This window comes from Cognatundibacterium oligocarboniphilum (assembly GCF_013377855.1).
GTDB lineage: Bacteria > Pseudomonadota > Gammaproteobacteria > Burkholderiales > Burkholderiaceae_D > Undibacterium > Undibacterium oligocarboniphilum.
In genome coordinates this window covers 1-19,359 of record NZ_JABXYJ010000006.1, presented here as the reverse complement: position 1 = coordinate 19,359, position 19,359 = coordinate 1, and the positions used below count along the sequence as shown (strand labels likewise).

Here is a 19,359-nt window from a genome sequence, read left to right as displayed (position 1 = left end):
ATCAGACTAACGATGAATTTCCCATATTTCCAGAAACACCGGGGACGCCGCATCAATATTGGCGGCCGGGATATCGTTGCGCTTGGTCTTGAGCAGCATGTCTGGCAGGATATTTACTACTATTGCATGACATCGAGCTGGCCGATGTTTTTCGGCGGTGCAGCCCTTATTTTCCTGCTGTTCAATACGCTGTTTGCTGCCCTGTACATGTTAGACGCCAGTCCGATTGCGAATCTGGCGCCGGACAATTTTCTCGGTGCTTTTTTCTTCAGCGTGGAAACGCTGGCAACGGTCGGTTATGGCGACATGCATCCGCAGACTGTTTATGCGCACTGCATTGCGACTGCCGAGATTTTTGTCGGCATGGCCAGTGTTGCGCTGACCACCGGAGTGATGTTTGCACGCTTTTCCCGTCCACGGTCGCAAATTTTGTTTGCAAAGCATCCGGTCTGCCATATGGCGGATGGACGCCGGATACTGGTGATCCGGCTGGCGAATGCCCGTATGAACATCATCAGCGAAGCTTCGGCCAGGTTGCGTCTGTTGAAGAATGAACTGACCCCGACGATGGGAAATTTCCGTAAAATCTCCGATATGAAACTGGAACGCGATCAGCATCCGGTATTCAGTCTGGGGTGGAGCATTATTCATGTGATCGACGAGTCCAGCCCTCTGTTTGGCTGTACCGAAGAGCAGCTCAAAATGTCCAATGCCGCACTGATGCTGAGCATTGAAGGTATCGATGAAACGACCAATCAGACACAGCGGGCACGTCATTATTATCCATGTTCGGCCATCCGCTGGAATCACCGCTACAAGGATATTTTGTCTTATCAGGGTGAGATCCCGCATCTGCATTACGTGAAATTTCACGAATCCGAGCCGCTAGATGACTTTAGTGGCTGAGGACACCACGCGGGATATCATTCTGGCTGGCCTGATTGTGACGGGCGTATGACCAGTACGGTTTCGGGATGAAACACAACGCAGGCTTCCCGCAACATTTTGGAAACGGTCTGATTTGTTGTATCCTGTAGGATTGAAACAACGGCGTCATGCCCCTTATGCAAGAGCACTCTAGTAAGGTCAGATCATCTGACCTTAAACCCCACCGGTCATTATTTGAACGTTTGACCGCCCTCATTTCTCCTGAACCTGAAAATCGCACAGAATTACTTGACGTGCTGACAGATGCGCAAGAGCGTCATCTGATTGACGCTGATGCACTGGCGATGATTGAAGGTGTTTTTCAGGTTTCCGATCTGGCTGCCCGTGACATCATGGTGCCGCGTACCCAGATGGATATTGTCGATATTTCCCGCCCGATTGAAGAATGGATACCGGAAGTGCTGCGCGCAGCACATTCCCGCTTTCCCGTCATTGATGACGACCCGGATAAGGTGGTCGGGATTTTGCTGGCGAAAGATTTGCTCCGCTACTACGCGGAAGAAACCTTCGACGTACGTGAGATGCTGCGCCCGGTAATTTATATTCCTGAATCGAAGCGCTTGAACGTCTTGCTGCGTGATTTTCGTGCCAACCGTAATCACATGGCGATGGTTGTCGACGAGTATGGTGGCGTGGCGGGATTGATCACGATTGAGGATGTGCTTGAGCAGATCGTCGGTGATATTGACGACGAATATGATTTCGATGAGGAAGAGGATAACATCCTCGCGCTTGAGAACAAGGGAAATGGAAAGCGCTGGCGCATCAAAGGTATTACCGAACTCGAGCAGCTCAATGCCGTATTGGGAGTAAATCTGCCAGGCAACGAGGGGCAGACGATCGGTGAACTGGTCTCGCATCATCTGGGTGAAGTGCCGCATAAAGGGGATGAATTCCAGATCGATACACTGCATTTTGAAGTCTTGCGTGCGGATGCGCGGGAAGTCCAGATTCTTCAGGTAGAACAAAGGCCCACCGCCCTTGCTCATGAGTAAGTTCAGCCTGTCCGCATATACCGGCTCTCTGGGCTTTTCCAGCTTGCTGATGCTGGCAGCGGGCGGCCTGACAGTTTTTTCGTTTGCCCCATTCCATCTCTGGTTGTTACAGATCGCAACACCGGCACTGCTATTTATCCTGTTGCTGCGGCATGACGTGGCGCGCCTGACCAGCGGACGGGCGTTTCTGCTTGGATGGGCATATGGTTTTGCTGCTCTGTATGCGGCCACGCACTGGCTGTTGATTGCGATGCACCGGTTTGGCGGCATGTCTCAGCTCTTGGCGGTGATTGCCCTGGCTTTCCTGGCGGCTTATCTGGCACTATTTTATGGACTGTTTGCCGCCAGCGTCTGCTGGATCTGCCGGCGCTGGCATCCTCCACGCTGGATCGCTGCGGTCTTATTTTTCCCGGCATTATGGGTGGCTAATGAATGGCTGCGTGGATTTCTGTTCACGGGTTTTCCGTGGGCGATTTCTGGTTATGCGCATACCGCCAGTCCTTTGGCCGGCTTCGCTCCGGTTTTGGGTGTGCTGGGCCTGGGCTGGCTGAATGCGGTTCTGGCAGGTATGGCGGCATTACTGTTTCTGAATACTGATCGTGTGATCAGAATTGCCGTTCCGCTGGCTGTTACCGGGGTATTGGTGGCTGGCAACTGGCTGCAGTCGGTCAGCTGGACCAGTCCAGCCGGGCAGCCATTGAAAATCAGCCTGTTGCAGGGAAATATAACTCAGGATCAGAAATTCGATCCTGATCACCTCGAGGCGACATTGCGGCTGTATCACGACATGATACTGCAGGAGGATGCCGATCTGATCGTGACACCGGAAACCGCCTTGCCGGTATTGTCATCGCAATTGCCGCCGGATTATCTGCCGACGCTGAATGCGTTTGCCCAGCAGCAGCGCCATGCGGTGCTGATCGGTCTGGCGGCGCATGACGGCGAAGCTCGCTATGCCAACAGCGTCGTCGGTTTTTCACCCGATTATGCACAGCGTGCCTATCGCTACGATAAACATCATCTGGTGCCTTTCGGCGAATTCATTCCTTACGGTTTTCGCTGGTTTGTGAATCTGATGCATATCCCGCTGGGAGACTTTACTGCCGGGGCGCCGCTACAGGCGGCAATGCATGTCCGGGATCAGGCGGTGTTACCGAATATCTGCTACGAAGACCTGTTCGGAGAGGAAATCGCTGCACAACTGGCGGCACAGGCTGATCGTGCCGGTGCAGCAACGATCTTGCTGAATGTGTCAAATATGGCATGGTATGGTGATTCAGTGGCGATGCCGCAGCACTTGCAGTTTTCCATCATGCGGGTGCTGGAAACCGGACGGCCTATGCTGCGCTCAACCAATACCGGCGCTACAGCCGCGATTGATGCGGGTGGCAGACAGATTGCCTTGTTGCCTTATCTGGAGCGCGGTATTTTGTCCGCCACAGTTCAGGGGCGGCAGGGAATCACACCTTATATCCGCTGGGGAAATCAGCTGATCGCCGGACTGGCGTTGTTGAGTTTGTTGGCGGGCTTTGCGCTGACAAACAGGCGACGTTCCGCTCGCTGATTTCAAGCGCATATTCAGGCTGAAAGCGGTCTGACAACTTCAACCCTGCGTACTGAGCGCAACGCACAGCATGCCAGTTACCTGCCCGGGCGGCAGACAGCAGATCAGATATTGGCGTCAATATCTGCCAGACTTTCCTGCCCGCGCTGACTGATGCTGATACGACCAGAAGCCGTATCCGTCGTTACATGCCCCTTTTTCTGTAAAAACACCATCACCGGCCCTGGTAATAAGGCATCCGAATTCGCCGCAATTGCTCTTAATCCATCAATACACTGTTTGATGAATAAGGTCTCCCGTCCGCTTTCGGTGAGTTCAAGACCGCCGTCACGGCGAAAGGCAATCAGCTTGATGCCGGATAAGCGTTTTGCATTCCGGTTAACGCAAGCGTTGGGTTTGGCGCCTTTCGGCATGTTGCTGATGAGCGTCAGCGCATCGTATTCATCAATGCTGAGTTTGTGATTCATGTCGGTTCCAATTGCAGGCGCCGTAAACCCATGCGTTTACATATTGCCGCTGAAGTCATAAAGAAGTGTGAATGCGGCGAGACTATAGCACAGACGGCAGTTCTTACTTGTCACCAGGGACGCGCGCGCAGTTGGTATCCTCACTCTTGACATAAGTTAAAAATGCAAACGATTGTATTTTTGAAATTCTGAGTAACCTGAAAAGCATTTAATGGCGAAGTAGTTAAATTACATTTAGTAGCTGAACTACATGAAATTTCATTAACGGTGTGGAGTAAATGCAACGTATTCGTGCAAATGATGCGTTAAATCCCCTATGGAGTGCATTTTATTTTGTAGTTTCTTGTAGTCTTTGTTTGACAGTGGATCTAGTTTTAGTACAAAATTATTTTCAGAACGATCGGTTCTGAATGTCTTACAAAAAACAAAGTGGTAGTGCTCCAAGGGTGCGGGTTCAATAGGAAATGAGGGGACAAGAAATGAAACAAGCGTCATATATGCGCGATCAGAGTCAGAGTCTGAAGCGCACCAGTTTTAAATTAAATCCAGTTGCGGCGGGATGTGCTGTATTGGTGATGGGTCTTTCCAGTATCGCTTACGCGCAGGAAGTGGCGACAGAAAATACCGTCGTCGTGACCGGTATCCGTAAAGGGATTGAAGAGGCGATTTCGGTCAAGAAAAATGCCAGCTCCATCGTAGAGGCAGTATCTGCAGAAGATATCGGTAAACTGCCGGATACCAGTATTGCTGAGTCGATTGCCCGTTTGCCGGGTGTGACCGCGCAGCGGACCAATGGCCGAGCGCAGGCGATCAGCGTTCGCGGTATGTCGCCGGATTTTTCTTCTGCGTTGCTCAATGGCCGCGAGCAGACCAGCACCGGTGACAGTCGCAGCGTGTACTTCGATCAGTTCCCATCCGAACTGCTGAGTGGTGTGGTGATTTACAAAACTCCGGATGCTTCGCTGGTAGGGCAAGGTTTGTCTGGCACGATTGATATGCAGACAGTGCGCCCGCTTGATTTTTCCAAGCGCACCATCGCCGCCAACTATCGTAAAGAACGCCTTGGCGCCGGCCTGGATAATCCGGGTTCCGGCAGCCGTGCCAGCTTTTCTTATATTGACCAGTTTGCAGATCGCAAGATCGGTATCGCTTTAGGCTTTGCGCGTCTGGATGATACTTCCGGCACCAATACCAAATTTGAATCCTGGGGCAGTGGCACCACGACTTATAACGGTCAGACAGTAAATGTACCGTTTAACGGTTTTAATGCGGAAAGTAATAAGACTGTACAGACCCGCGATGGTGCGATGGCAGTGATTCAGTTCAAGCCGAATAAAGAATTTTCCAGCACGCTGGACGTGTTCTATTCCAAGTTTGACAGCACTACCACCAAAAATATTCTGCAGGTGCCGCTGAACGATTCCTGGAATTCGCCGACCGGACAATATGATCATCCTGGCGTGCTGATCAATGCAATTCTGAGCGGCAATAATGTCGTCAGCGGTACATTCAACAATGTCCGTCCGGTTGTTCGTAATGAACCTGTGATCGACAATGAAACCATGACCTCCATCGGCTGGAATAACTCACTCCAGATGGGAGGTTGGAGAACCACACTGGACCTGAATCATTCAACAGCAAAACGTGTTGAGCGCGATCAGGAAGTGTATGCCGGCATTCCGGGTGATGCGAGCAAGAGCAATAACATGTTCAGCAACTTCACATTCGATACCAGCAATGGCCGTAAATTTTCCACTAACTTTAATTATGCTGATCCGAACATCATCAAAATCACTGACGGTCAGGGTTGGGGTGGCGGTCCGGGTACACCGCAGGCTGGTTACAGCAAAGGCCCGACAGTCAACGACAAGATTGATTCCCTGCGCCTGAGCGGCAAGCATGATCTGCCGGAGGGCACCTGGTTCACCGATGTGGAAATCGGCACCAATTACTCCAAGCGCTCAAAAGTACGCGAAGTCAACGAATATCTGCTGCAGGTGGCGAACGGCGCATTCGCCGGCCTCGATATCACCGGCGGTTACACAGCTTTCGCTGGCGATACCGGTATTCCTATTCTTGGTTTTGATGCTTCCGGCAATATTCCTGGCCTGAATTTCGTGACTAAGCAACATCCGGATATCTGGAATAAAGACTGGCGTGTCGATGAGAAAGTCTGGACTACGCTGGCAAAAGCGAATATGGAAACACAGATCGGTCGTTTCCCTGTCACCGGTAATGTTGGTCTGCAATTTATCCGTACTGACCAGAGCTCGTCTGCTTACTCAGTAAATAAAGATGGCGGCACCAGCGATGCCAATCGCCCGGTCGCCCCTTACACCGCAGGCAAGACATTAACGATGTGCTTGCCTAGCCTGAATCTGTCGGCGGACATGGGCAATCAGACCTATCTGCGTTTTGCACTGGCGAAAATCATGGCGCGTCCGAAGATGGATGATATGCGTGCCAGCAACGGTTTCAGCCTGGATACGACCAAAGGCATTTATGTCGGCGGCGGCGGTAATCCTACGCTGAATCCGTTCCGGGCTACCGGCGTGGATATCTCGGTCGAAAAATATTTCGACAAAAAGGGATACGTCAGTGCAGCAGTGTTTTATAAAAATCTGGATTCCTACATCATCAACCTGACGAATCCGAATTTTGACTTTACACCGCTGTTGCAGCCAACCACGCTGAAGGCATCCACCAATATCGGTCAGTTCACATTGCCAACCAATGGCAGTGGCGGCTCTATCAAAGGTTTCGAGCTGGCTGGTTCCCTGCCTTTCAGTATGTTGCATAAAGCGCTGGATGGTTTCGGTGCCGTAGCGAACTTCTCGAATACCGAAAGCTCCCTGACACCACCAAACACGACAGATGGCAACGGCGGTGGCAACATGGAACTGCCAGGTTTGTCGAAGAAAGTGGCCAGCCTGACGCTGTACTACGAAAAGCATGGCTTCTCTTTCCGCGTGGCTGAACGCTATCGTTCTGACTTCGTCGGTGAGATCATCGGTTTCGGCGGCGACCGCACCCTGACGTATATCAAGGGTGAGAAGATTGTCGATCTGCAGCTGGGCTATGAATTTGATAAAGGCTGGGCAAAAGGATTGTCTCTGCTGTTGCAGGTCAACAATCTGGGTAACACACCATTCATCCGCTACAAGCAGCATCCTGACGGTTCCAAAGAAGAGATTGAGAATACCAAATACGGTAAGACAATCCTGTTTGGTCTGAACTACAAGCTGTAATTCACAGCGTAGTCGTACGCCTCTTGTTGGTTTCCCCATGCCAGCAAGAGGCTTTTTTCGATATTGGTTGGTACCTTTCAGGCATGGCAGCTCATGTCAGTGCTGTATGCAGTCCGGAGTGAGGATGGCGATGGATAATCCGATGGTGAAAGAGCTGGTAATCGTTGGTGGCGGAACGGCTGGCTGGATGACGGCCGCGGCTCTGGTGACGGTTTTACGCGGCCAGGTCAGCATCCGCGTGGTGGAGTCGGACGAGATCGGTATCGTCGGTGTGGGCGAAGCCACGATTCCGATGATACAGCGCTTCAACCGGGTATTAGGTATCGATGAAAACGAATTTCTGAGACAGACCCAGGGTACCTTCAAACTGGGGATTGAATTTGTCAACTGGGGGAAAACCGGCGATCGTTACATGCACGGATTTGGCAAGATCGGTCAGGATTTATGGACAGTGAATTTTGACCAATACTGGCAAAAAATGCGTCGTTCAGGTAAGGCCGATGAGTTAGCGGCTTATTCCATTACCCGTATGGCGGCAAAGTCGAACAAATTTATGCCAGCCAGACAGGATGTGGAAAATTCTCCGGTCAACGACATCGCTCACGCTTATCATTTTGACGCCAGCCTGTACGCCCGATATCTGCGCGGCATTGCTGAAAGCCGCGGTGTGCGCCGTACCGAAGGCAAAGTTGTACGTTGCGTCACCAGCCAGGAAGATGGCAGTGTGACGCATCTGGTGATGGAAAACGGCGAACAGATCAACGCTGAATTATTCATCGATTGTTCAGGTTTTCGCGGGTTGCTGATCGAACAGTGCCTGCAAACGGGTTATGAAGACTGGAGTCACTGGTTGCCTTGCGACAGGGCGCTTGCCGTACCCTGTGCGTCAGCTCCGGCATTGCTGCCTTATACCCGCTCTACTGCGCACCGTGCGGGATGGCAATGGCGGATTCCGCTGCAACACAGAATCGGTAATGGATACGTGTACTGCAGCCAGTATGTCAGCGATGATGAGGCGGTGGCAACGCTGCTCGCTAATCTGGATGGCGAAGCGCTGGCCGAGCCGCGCATGCTGCGCTTCCAGACCGGAATGCGCAAGCTGGCCTGGAACAAAAATGTGGTTGCGATCGGGTTGTCCGGAGGATTTTTAGAGCCGCTGGAGTCGACCAGCATTCATCTGATTCAGTCTGCGATTGCGCGTCTGATTACTTTTTTCCCGCGCCGGCAGATGAATCAGACTGATGTCGCTGAATATAACCGCCAATCCCGTTTTGAGTATGAACGGATCAGGGATTTTGTAATCCTGCATTACAAAGTGAACCAGCGTACAGATGCCGACTTCTGGAAAATGTGCAGCGATATGCGTGTGCCTGAGAGTCTTGAACACAAAATTGCGCTATACCGGAACAATGGCCGCCTGCTTCGTATTGATAACGAATTGTTTGCCGAAGAAGCCTGGTTGCAGGTGATGGAGGGGCAAAATCTGCGGCCTGCCATCTATCATCCGTTAGCCGATTTATTGCCGGATTCGGAAACAGAACAATATCTGCAGAGCGTGAAGCAGGTGATCGCCAATTGTGTCGCTGCCATGCCTGATCACGCTGCATATATTCAGCAGTATTGTGCTGCAGCGCGCTCCTGAAAACCATCTCACTGAGCAAGAGCCATGAGTCAGAACGAAATTTTCCTGTTGGCGATGCTGCTGGTATTTGTATTGCCATATCTGATATGGAGGATAGGCCGCACCGATGATTTCGCGCCACTGGTCGTGGTGCAGATATTGTGCGGTATTGTGCTGGGGCCGGGTGTCGCCGGACAGTATTTTCCGGAGTTTTACCAGACTATTTTCCAGCCGTCCGTGATGCGTGCTCTGGATGGTATTGCGATCTGGGCTGTGATGTTGTTTGTCATGCTCGCCGGGATCGAGCTGAATTTATCCGGAGTCTGGGCGCATCGCAGGGAAAGTTGTATTACGGCAGGACTGGCTTTGGGTATGCCGCTGTTGACCGGAGCGTTGGCCGGACTGCTGCTGTTGAGTATGCCCGGCTGGCGTGGCGCATATGCCCGCGACTGGCAGTTTGTCGTGGGTATCGGCATGGCATGTGCGGTCACGGCATTACCGATCTTGATTTTGCTGATGGAAAAACTGGGTATTCTGCGGCTTGAATTTGGTCAGCGTATCCTGCGCTATGCCAGTCTGGATGATGTATTGATCTGGGGAGTACTGGCTGTGATTCTGATGGACTGGAACCGCATCGGCCGGCAGGCAATTTTCCTGCTCGGCTTTGCGCTGGCTGCCAGAATGTATCGCAGTCTGATTGTCCGCCTGAATGAAAAAGACCGTTATGCCACCATACTGATCTGGCTATTGCTGTGCAGCTTTGGTGCTGACTGGTCAGGGCTGCATTTCATGGTGGGCGCATTTTTGTCGGGCACAGTGCTGGAAGCGGAATGGTTTTCGCGTAGTAAGCTTGATTTGTTCCGCGAGCATGTGCTGATGGTATTGATGCCGGTTTTTTTCCTCAATACCGGGCTCAAGACCTCCTGGGCGATTGGCGGCGGGCTGGTGTTCGTCGCTGCAGGAATTCTGTTGCTGGCAGCAATGAGTGGCAAATTTGCCGGTGTTTCGCTGGCCGGAAAAATTCTGGGATGGCGTCCCGGAGAGACATCGGCGATTGCATGGCTGTTGCAGACGAAGGCGCTGATTATGATTATCTTTTCCAATGTGTTGCTGGAAAAAGGCATCATCAGCAGCGCAACGTTTACAGCCTTACTGCTGATGGCGATTGCCAGTACGATGCTGACGGTCCCCGCTGTCCGTCCGCTTTTATCCCGCCTGCGAATTTTGCCGCCGCAGACGCCGGCGCAGTTGGGGATGTTTCCGCAAGCAGGGCATGACATACCATCAGAAGGTCGGAAAAGACAGGTTGAGGAATATTGAAAAATCTAAAAAATCAAATCAGACAGATGAGTAATACAAGAAATATAAAAAATATGAAAACGGAGACAGCAGACTATGTATGAAAAAATGAAGAAGCCATCACTGTCATTCTGGCAGTTGTGGAATATGAGTTTCGGCTTTTTTGGCATTCAGTTCGGATTCGCTTTGCAGAATGCGAATACCAGCCGGATTTTTTCCACGCTGGGTGCCAGCCCGGATGATTTACCTTTGTTCTGGCTGGCAGCGCCAGTGACCGGACTCTTGGTGCAGCCGGTGATCGGTTATCTCAGCGACCATACCTGGCATCCCAAATGGGGGCGTCGCCGTCCATTTTTTTTCATCGGTGCCCTGCTGGCTTCGCTGGCGCTGTTCATGATGCCGAATTCTACAGCGCTATGGATGGCGGTCATGGTACTGTGGCTGATGGATGCCGCGATCAATGTTTCGATGGAGCCTTTCCGTGCCTTTGTCGGCGATAAGCTGAACGCCTCCCAGCAGACGGCAGGCTTTGCGATGCAGACGTTTTTTATCGGTTGTGGCGCGGTCATCGCTTCTTTGTTGCCGAGTTTTTTCTCCGATGTTTGTGGCCTCAATAATGTGCCGGTGAATGGCGCTATTCCTGAGACGGTCCGTTATTCATTTTATGCTGGCGCCGTGATTTATTTTCTCGCCGTGTTATGGACGGTATTGAGCAGCGATGAATTGCCACCGGAGGATCTGGAACAGTTCCGTGCACAGAAATCCGCAACAGGCGGTATGGGACGTGCTTTCCGCGAAATACTGGCAGGATTTGGCCAGATGCCGGTCACGATGGTGCAGCTGGCAGTTGTCCAGTTCTTTACCTGGATTGCCTTGTTTGCGATGTGGATTTATACGACATCGGCGATTGCCGACACCGTATTCGGTACGCAGGACGCACAGTCAGCCGCTTTTCAGGAGGCGGGCAACTGGGTGGGTACGATGTTTGCCGTGTATAACGGCGCTTCTGCGCTGGCGGCTTTTCTGCTGCCTGTGCTGGCTCGCCGGTTCAATAAAAAAATGGTGCATCTGCTTTGCCTGGTCATCGGGGGTCTCAGCCTGATCAGTATTTTCTTCATCAGCCAGAAAGTGTGGCTGTTGCTGCCGATGCTGGGTGTGGGCATTGCCTGGGCCAGCATCCTGACGATGCCTTATGCCTTGCTGGCGGCGGCCTTGCCTGCCGAAAAAATGGGGTACTACATGGGGGTGTTCAATTTCTTTATCGTGATTCCCCAGATTGTCAGCGGCTTGCTGCTCGGCTTTATCACCAAACAATTTTTCGCGGGTCATACGGTGCAGACGCTGATGACTGGCGGCGCTTGTATGGTATTGGCAGGCTTGCTGACGCTGTTGGTCAGAGAGTCATCCACCGAGGCTCAGTAACTATGGCCATGATTCCGGGTGCTGTTGCAGCATCCGGGGTCCCGGTTATCAATATCAATTCTGATGTACTGATCAGACTGTATTCTGTAATGAGACAGTGTTCAGTATGAGGTGACGATGAAAAAAAATGCTTTCTTATCCAGCTCCGTGTTGTCCGGCGTATTGCTATCGGCTGTATTTTCCAGTCTGACTGCCTGTGCCGGAAATAGTCAGGAGCAATCCGCATTACCGCCAGTTGCCGTTCCAGTCCCGACCCCAGTCGCAGCAGGCACGCTGCCTTTTTCCTGGGATAACGCAACGGTCTATTTTTTGCTGACCGACCGGTTTAACAATGTTGATCCACGCAATGACCTGGCTTATGGACGCAAGGCCGATGCCGCCGAATTGCGGGGTTATATGGGCGGCGATCTGGCGGGCATTACGGCAAAAATCAGGGAAGGATATTTTGATCAGCTTGGTGTGGATGCAATCTGGCTGACGCCGCCGGTAGAGCAGATTCACGGCTCCACCGATGAAGGCAGCGGCGTATCGTATGCTTTTCATGGTTACTGGGCGCGCGATTTCACCAGTGTCGATGCCAATCTGGGAACGGCGCAGGACATGCAGGAGCTGGTCGATACCGCGCATGCGCATGGCATTCACATTCTGCTCGATATCGTCATGAATCATGTCGGCCCCGTCACATCGCAGGACTCTCCGTGGCCGGCCAGCTGGGTGCGCGATGAGCCGGTCTGCACCTACAAGGATATTCCAAGTACGGTAACTTGTGCATTGGTAAAGGGGTTGCCGGATATCCGCACAGAGAGTGATGCGCAGGTCGCTCTGCCTGGATTTCTGGTCGATAAATGGAAAACTGAAGGCCGTTACGAAAAGGAGGTGGCTGAGCTCGATGCATTTTTTGCCCGTACCGGATTTCCAAGGGCTCCTCGTTATTACCTGATGAAGTGGCAGACCGACTGGGTCCGGAAATATGGCGTTGATGGATTCCGCGCCGATACTACAAAACATGTGGAGCCTCAGGTCTGGAAGGAGCTGAAACAGCTGGCCAGTCAGGCATATGAAGACTGGAAAGTAGCAAATCCCGCAAAGAAAACCGGTGACCAGGCGTTTTTCATGACCGGTGAGGTCGGATCATATGGCATCGGAGCCGGCCAATATTTTACGATGGACGGTGGAACGAAGATTAATTTTTATAATTATGGGTTCGACAGCCTGATTAACTTCGGATTTAAATATGATGCCACCCAGACTTATGAAAACCTGTTCAGCAGTTATTCCGGAAAGCTGCATGGTGAATTAAGTGGCTATTCGGTTCTGAACTATATCAGCTCACATGACGATGACCGGCCGTTTGATCTGCATCGTCAGAAACCGCTGGAAGCCGGCACCCGGCTGCTGCTGAGTCCGGGGTCGGCGCAGATTTATTATGGCGATGAAACGGCGAGAAATATTGACGTTACTACTGCAAACGGTGATGCTAGACTGCGCTCGTTCATGAACTGGGATGCGATTGCAGCCAACTCCATGCAGGGTAGTGTTCACGTTGCTGACATTCTGACGCACTGGCGAAAGCTCGGTTTATTCCGTCACGCGCATCCTGCTGTCGGTGCAGGAGTGCATCAGATGATGGCAACCCAGCCTTATACATTCAAACGGACGCTGAACCGGCAGGGTGTGCTCGATCAGGTCGTGGTGGCGCTGGATTTACCCGCAGATCGTGATTCTGTGATTACGGTTCAGGGGGCATTTAATGATGGCGTCTCAGTGCGCGATGCTTACTCCGGAAAAACGGCAACAGTCGTGAAGGGAACCGTCCGATTTGATAGCCGCCTTCCTGTTGCTTTGATTGAGCTGAATAAATAATGAAGAAAAAAAATCACCTGCAGTATCTGGGCGGCATCGCCTGTTTTCTGGTATTCGTCAGTACGTCCGTGCTGGCACAGAATGCCGGCCGGATCGTACAAACGATACAGCAGCAGCCTGATTCGCTGCGCGTGGTGACGAACGATGGCGAATATCAATTCCGTCCGTATAGTGCGCAGATAGTGGAAACCAGTTTCATTCCGCGCGGTCAGCAGATGTCGGTTCCGGTATCGCATGCGGTCGTGCTGCAGCCGGAAAAAATTCCGGCATTGCTGAAGAAGATGGCCGACGGGGTGGATTATCAGGCAGGCGATATGACCGTCCATATTCAGGAACATCCATTCCAGATCAGCTACCGCTACAAAAACAGATTGCTATTTTCGGAAAAGCAGGGTTACAGCAAGATTGCCACAGGAGAGCGGCTGGATTTTAATCTGACCAGCGATGAAGTGTTGTATGGCGCTGGCGCCCGGGCGCTGGGAATGAACCGGCGTGGTTATCGCTTGCCGTTGTATAACAAGGCGCATTACGGTTACGAGGAACATTCCGAGCAGATGAATTTTTCCATACCTCTGGTGTTGTCATCCCGGATGTACGGAATTCACTTTGATAATGCAGCGATTGGCTTTCTTGATCTCGACAGCCAGAAAGACAATACGCTGGCTTACGAAACGATTGGTGGCAGAAAAGTTTATCAGGTGATTGCTGGAGACAGTTGGGAGCAACTGAGTGCCGGCTACGTGAACCTTACAGGACATCAGCCTTTACCACCGCGCTGGGCATTCGGGAATTTTGCCAGCCGCTTTGGTTATCATTCGGAAGCCGAGGCGCGTGCAGTGATCGCACGGTTTCAGGCTGAGCAGATACCGGTCGATGCGATTATTTTTGATCTGTACTGGTTTGGAAAAGAGATCAAGGGAACCCTGGGAAATCTCACCTTTGATCCGGATAATTTTCCGCAACCGGAAAAAATGATCTCAGATTTCCGGCAGCAGGGAATCAAGACGATTCTGATTACCGAGCCATTTATTCTGACCACTTCCGGACGATGGAAGGAAGCGGTTGACGAAAAAATTCTCGCCACAGATCAGCAGGGAAAGCCGTTCACTTACGATTTTTATTTTGGCCATACCGGTCTGATTGACCTGCTCGATCCACATGCGCGCGACTGGTTCTGGAATGTGTACAAGACATTGAAAGCTAAGGGTGTGACGGGATGGTGGGGTGATCTGGGTGAGCCGGAAGTGCATCCTGCCGCGTTACAACATAAAAATGGCAGTGCAGATGAAGTGCATAATATTTACGGGCATGAATGGGCCAAACTGATTGCCGAAGGATATGCGCGAGATTTTCCTCAGGAGCGGCCATTCATCCTGATGCGCGCAGGCTATTCCGGCTCGCAACGCTACGGTATGATTCCTTGGTCTGGCGATGTCAACCGCAGTTGGGGTGGCTTGCGCTCGCAACCGGAAATTGCGCTGCAGATGGGGATGCAGGGCATGGCTTACATGCATTCTGATTTGGGCGGTTTTGCCGGCCCTAATCTGGATGATGAATTGTATGCACGCTGGCTGCAGTATGGCGTATTCCAGCCGGTATTCCGTCCGCATGCACAGGAAGAAGTCGCCTCCGAACCGGTATTCCGCGCAGACAGCGTCAAAGCGCTGGCGAAAGCCGCGATTGAACTGCGTTATCGCCTGCTGCCCTACAACTACACGCTGGCATTTGACAACCACGAGACGGGATTGCCGCTGATGCGCCCCTTGTTTTTTGCGGAACCAGGCAATTCCGCATTAAGCACCGTGGCGGACAGTTATCTGTGGGGCAGTGAGTTTCTGGTGCATCCTGTGCTGCAGGCAGGTCAGCAACAGGCTGAAATCTATTTCCCGGGAGACCGTAACTGGTTCGATTTTTACAGCGGTGAGGTACATGCTGCAGGCAGTTCAGCCAAGGTGAAGATCGTGGCTGACCATATTCCGGTATTTGTCCGCGCCGGTGCGTTTATTCCGATGGCAAAGCCGATACAGAATACCCGTCAGTATTCGGGCAGCGAATTTGATCTGCATTATTTTCATGATGCCAGTGTCGCGCATGCTTCGGGCAAGCTGTTTGACGATGATGGTGAAACAGCCGATTCGGTTGCGCAGCAAAAATATGCCGTGATCTATTTTCAGAGCGAATTTGCCCGCGGGACATTACATCTGCAATTGAGCTGCACCACCGGTAAAAATTATCCATCCCGTGACAGAAAAACCGCGATCACGATTCACCGTATCCATACCCGGCCTGTTCAGGTAATCGCAGGAAATACGCCACTGGCATTTGACTGGAACGCCAGTACCGGGGAGCTGAAAATCATGCTGGCATGGAAAGATCAGGAGCGGCCGGAAATTTCCGTGAAATTATCTGATTGATATGCATTGAAAATGGTATCAGTGGTCCGTGCTGTGGTAAATTGCAAAGCTTTTGTGCGCCTGTTATCCCAGGTGCGTGAAACCGGATGTCATTGTTCCGGGTCTTATCGGAAAGTATCTACAAAGAACTATGACTGAACAAGCATTAGCAGAACATGGCGGTGCCGGATTTTCCGGCGGCCCGCGCTTACTCGCAGATATTGGCGCCACGCATGCACGCTTCACGCTGGAGACGGCAACCGGCGTATTTTCCGCCGTGCGGATTTTGAAATGCGACGAATATGCCGGCATCGTACCTTTGTTGCGCGCCTATCTCGATGCACATCAGGGAAACCGCATCCACCATGCTGCTTTTGCGATTGCCAATCCGGTCGATGGCGACGATGTGCGGATGACCAACCGCGACTGGACGTTTTCGATTGAAGCGGTCCGGCGCGAATTCGGCTTGTATACGCTGCTGATCGTCAATGATTTTACGGCGCTTGCCATGTCCTTGCCGGGGTTGCAGGCCAGTGATCTGATGCAGGTTGGCGGTGGCTCTCCGGTAGCGAAATCGGTGATTGGCGTGCTGGGGCCGGGAACTGGCCTCGGTGTGTCCGGTCTGATCCCGACGTCCGACGGTTTCGTGACACTTGGCTCGGAAGGCGGGCACGTCAATTTTGCGCCATGCGATGAACGGGAATACGCGATCCTGCAGTTTGCCTGGAAAGAATGGTCGCATGTTTCGACCGAGCGTTTAATTTCCGGGCCGGGGCTGGAGCTGATTTACCGTGCTCTGGCATACCGCAGCCAGTCTGCTACCGGCGCGCTGCCGGCACAGGATATCATGCAGCGTGGCCTGAGCGGCGCTGAGCCGCTATGCGCGGAAGCACTGGAGTGTTTCTGCGGCATGTTGGGCAGTTTCAGCGCTAATCTTGCCGTGACGCTGGGTGCATTTGGCGGCATCTATATCGGCGGCGGTATTGTGCCCCTGATGGGCGAACAGTTTAAGCAATCTTCTTTCCGTGCGCGGTTTGAGGCCAAAGGACGTTTTACCTCCTACCTGGCGCAGATTCCGACTTACGTCATCACGACGCCGAACCCTGCGTTTTACGGCGTTTCTGCAATTTTGTCCGAACATTTACGGGGACGTAGCGGCGACAGTGCCCTGATGGAGCGTATACAGCAAATTCAGCGGGAACTGACGCCGGCTGAACGCAGGGTCGCAACGCTGGTACTGGAAAATCCACGGACTGTGCTGAATGAAGCGATTGCAGAAATTGCCCGTCTGGCGGATGTCAGCCAGCCGACAGTCATCCGTTTCTGTCGTTCGCTGGGTTTTACCGGGCTGGCGGATTTTAAACTCAAATTTGCCAGCAGTCTGACAGGAACGATTCCGGTCAGACATAGTCAGGTCAGACGAAGCGACAGCACGCATGATCTGAGCGCCAAGGTGATTGATAATACCGTTTCAGCGATTCTGAATTTCCGTGATCAGCTGGAAGTGCATGCAATCGATCAGGCAATTGCTTTGCTGCGCAAAGCAAAGAAAGTTGAATTCTATGCGATGGGTAATGCACGTGCCGTAGCGCTGGATGGGCAGCATAAATTTTTCCGTTTCCGGATTCCCACGGCCAGCTACGGGGACGCACATTTATTTTCGATGGCCGCAGAATTGCTCAATCCCGGGGATGTTGTGATCGTGGTCTCTAATTCAGGTAAATTGACAGAATTGTTGCATGCCGTGGATATCGCACTCAATGCTGGCGCAGATGTGATTGCCATCACTCCGCATCAGTCGCCACTGGCCAAAAAAGCCAGCGTTTGCCTGGCGGTAAATCATACGGAAGATAATTCCACTTTCCTGTCAATGATTTCGCGCATCCTGCAACTGCTGCTGATCGATATTCTTGCCGTCGGATTGTCGGTGGATGCACCCGGCAGTGATGATCTCCGACAGCAGGAGGCATCGCGCCTGAGTCATCTGCTGATTTCTCATCTGGACAGCTGATTCACCACTGATTGTGACCTGCCTGTGGGCAGCGAAATGACCGCAGGCGACATTTCCGGTGGAACCACAAAAAAAGTACAATGCCGGATTTGATCCTTGTTTCTGGATAACTGCAGTGGCGGTCTTAGTCCTGTCAGAAATTTCTTTATCTTCCTTATGTCAATTTTTGAGCGGCTAAAAAATAAATTTACCCCGGCATCGCGTGATCAGTCGCTGTTCAGGCTGCCAGTAAAAAGTGATCCGGCTTTACTGATAGCCATGATGGCGGCATTGCGCACAGCGGGAATGCCCTTTGAATCAGCGGAACAGAATCTGCACGTAAGTTTACCGGGCGGCCTGATATTTTCCACCGAAGCCGTGGAACGGTTGACGCTCGGCGATGGCAGGGTAAGAATCTGCATCAAAATCTCCGCATGGCATGCAGATTACTTCCCGCAAGGAATTGCTGAGTACCAGCATGCGCTGGGTTCTTCTGAACAAAACGCCATTCAGGAAGCCTTCAAAAACTGGGTCAATATGGATCTTCCTGTCCTGCAGGATGCCGTCAGCCTGACGCCCTCGGCATGTTCCGTGATTCAGCTTCAGGTACCTGCTGCATCGGAAATCATAGCCACTTCCCGGCAAGTGATTCTGGGACCGGTTGCGCATCTTGTCAGCAGACCGCCTCAAAGAGCAGAAGAACATCCGTTTTGCCCTTGCTGTCTGTTTACTGAATGCATGGCGGTATTTCACGATTTATTGCAGACCAGTACGGTTTTCGGTATACGTTTGTTTGTATCACGAGATCAGTTTGGGAAGCTGGCAGTGGATTGTCGTGTGAATGGCGAGGATTTCCCGGCAGCGACTGAACCACTGACCGCTTATGCTGCCAAATGGCAGGATCGTGGATTAGAATTCAGGAAACAGTATCTGATGATCCGGTCTACACGTCAAATTCCTGCTGTGACGGTCAAAGATTAAAGCAAAAAACAGTGGGAATGAGTGAACGGAAAAGAGATCTGCTGGCTGGATTAATGAATGACTCATCTTGTCTGCACATGGCCTTGGTAAGGCAGTTCATATCTGGCCTTTCCGGAAACAGAAAGAGAGGTAGTGTATGCAAATATGCTTACGTTTTACTGCAATATTGATTGCAGCCGGCATGGCCTGGTTTGTGGTCGTATTCCCTTCTTTGATTGTCCAATATCTGGTACCGGTCGCTGATACATGGTTCCATCAATTGAATATACATCAGCAGGAATGGGTATTGATTGTCGTTCGCTGGGTCTTGCCGGCGATTACCGGTGTATGCAGTCTGATTTTGATGATCTCCAATATCCTGACCATGTGGCGGCAAAGGGAAGAGAAAACTTCCCATCTGAATAGCTTGTCATAAGTCAATTCAATATGCGTGCTGTTGACGAAAAACGACGCAACGGGATATGAAAAAAGCAGGGATTAACCCTGCTTTTTGTTGGAGATGATGCCGGATGAGCGCATCACTGATGGCAGAGACTACTTCACTTCAAGAACTGCTCATTACCCACCA

13 protein-coding genes are annotated in these 19,359 nt (G+C 51.8%); 12 read left to right on the top strand and 1 reads right to left on the bottom strand.

Features of this window, described 5'->3' with window-relative positions:
- The first annotated feature begins 12 nt into the window (after positions 1 to 12).
- The 3 genes from HV832_RS11320 to lnt all read left to right on the top strand — a co-directional run bounded on the left by HV832_RS11320 (position 13) and on the right by lnt (position 3,507).
- Positions 13 to 906, top strand: coding sequence for an ion channel (locus HV832_RS11320; protein ID WP_176803961.1), 894 nt, complete (start codon positions 13 to 15; stop codon positions 904 to 906).
- A gap of 158 nt (positions 907 to 1,064) precedes the next feature.
- The gene (locus HV832_RS11315; protein ID WP_176803960.1) at positions 1,065 to 1,943 is read left to right on the top strand and encodes a CorC family transporter; all 879 of its coding nucleotides are present in this window, start codon (positions 1,065 to 1,067) and stop codon (positions 1,941 to 1,943) included.
- Positions 1,936 to 3,507: an apolipoprotein N-acyltransferase gene (gene lnt, locus HV832_RS11310; RefSeq protein ID WP_176803959.1), complete on the top strand. Its 1,572-nt coding sequence runs from the start codon at positions 1,936 to 1,938 to the stop codon at positions 3,505 to 3,507. Before HV832_RS11315 ends, lnt begins: the two co-directional genes overlap by 8 nt.
- Positions 3,508 to 3,611: 104 nt before the next feature.
- On the opposite strand, the gene HV832_RS11305 is transcribed toward lnt, so the two are convergent.
- Positions 3,612 to 3,974: a hypothetical protein gene (locus HV832_RS11305; RefSeq protein ID WP_176803958.1), complete on the bottom strand. Its 363-nt coding sequence runs from the start codon at positions 3,972 to 3,974 to the stop codon at positions 3,612 to 3,614.
- 479 nt (positions 3,975 to 4,453) lie between these two features.
- Here HV832_RS11305 and HV832_RS11300 point away from each other — a divergent pair, with 479 nt between their 5' ends.
- The 9 genes from HV832_RS11300 (at position 4,454) to HV832_RS11260 (ending at position 19,206) form a co-directional block, all read left to right on the top strand.
- Positions 4,454 to 7,222 carry a TonB-dependent receptor gene (locus HV832_RS11300; protein ID WP_176803957.1) on the top strand — a complete coding sequence of 923 codons (2,769 nt, stop codon included), beginning with the start codon at positions 4,454 to 4,456 and terminating at the stop codon, positions 7,220 to 7,222.
- A 130-nt stretch (positions 7,223 to 7,352) separates the two neighbouring features.
- Positions 7,353 to 8,864 (top strand): tryptophan halogenase family protein, encoded by a 1,512-nt coding sequence (locus HV832_RS11295; RefSeq protein WP_176804288.1) that lies wholly within the window; start codon positions 7,353 to 7,355, stop codon positions 8,862 to 8,864.
- A 24-nt stretch (positions 8,865 to 8,888) separates the two neighbouring features.
- Positions 8,889 to 10,163: a cation:proton antiporter gene (locus HV832_RS11290; RefSeq protein ID WP_176803956.1), complete on the top strand. Its 1,275-nt coding sequence runs from the start codon at positions 8,889 to 8,891 to the stop codon at positions 10,161 to 10,163.
- Between the two features lie 87 nt (positions 10,164 to 10,250).
- The gene (locus tag HV832_RS11285; protein ID WP_223827282.1) at positions 10,251 to 11,564 is read left to right on the top strand and encodes an MFS transporter; all 1,314 of its coding nucleotides are present in this window, start codon (positions 10,251 to 10,253) and stop codon (positions 11,562 to 11,564) included.
- A 117-nt stretch (positions 11,565 to 11,681) separates the two neighbouring features.
- Complete coding sequence (locus HV832_RS11280) at positions 11,682 to 13,427, top strand: alpha-amylase family glycosyl hydrolase (RefSeq protein ID WP_176803955.1); 1,746 nt, start codon at positions 11,682 to 11,684, stop codon at positions 13,425 to 13,427.
- Positions 13,427 to 15,841 carry a glycoside hydrolase family 31 protein gene (locus tag HV832_RS11275; protein ID WP_176803954.1) on the top strand — a complete coding sequence of 805 codons (2,415 nt, stop codon included), beginning with the start codon at positions 13,427 to 13,429 and terminating at the stop codon, positions 15,839 to 15,841. Before HV832_RS11280 ends, HV832_RS11275 begins: the two co-directional genes overlap by 1 nt.
- 130 nt (positions 15,842 to 15,971) lie before the next feature.
- Positions 15,972 to 17,831, top strand: coding sequence for a glucokinase (locus HV832_RS11270; RefSeq protein WP_176803953.1), 1,860 nt, complete (start codon positions 15,972 to 15,974; stop codon positions 17,829 to 17,831).
- A 285-nt stretch (positions 17,832 to 18,116) separates the two neighbouring features.
- Positions 18,117 to 18,791, top strand: coding sequence for a DUF6348 family protein (locus HV832_RS11265; protein ID WP_176803952.1), 675 nt, complete (start codon positions 18,117 to 18,119; stop codon positions 18,789 to 18,791).
- A 136-nt stretch (positions 18,792 to 18,927) separates the two neighbouring features.
- Complete coding sequence (locus tag HV832_RS11260) at positions 18,928 to 19,206, top strand: hypothetical protein (RefSeq protein ID WP_176803951.1); 279 nt, start codon at positions 18,928 to 18,930, stop codon at positions 19,204 to 19,206.
- The last annotated feature ends 153 nt before the right edge of the window (positions 19,207 to 19,359 follow it).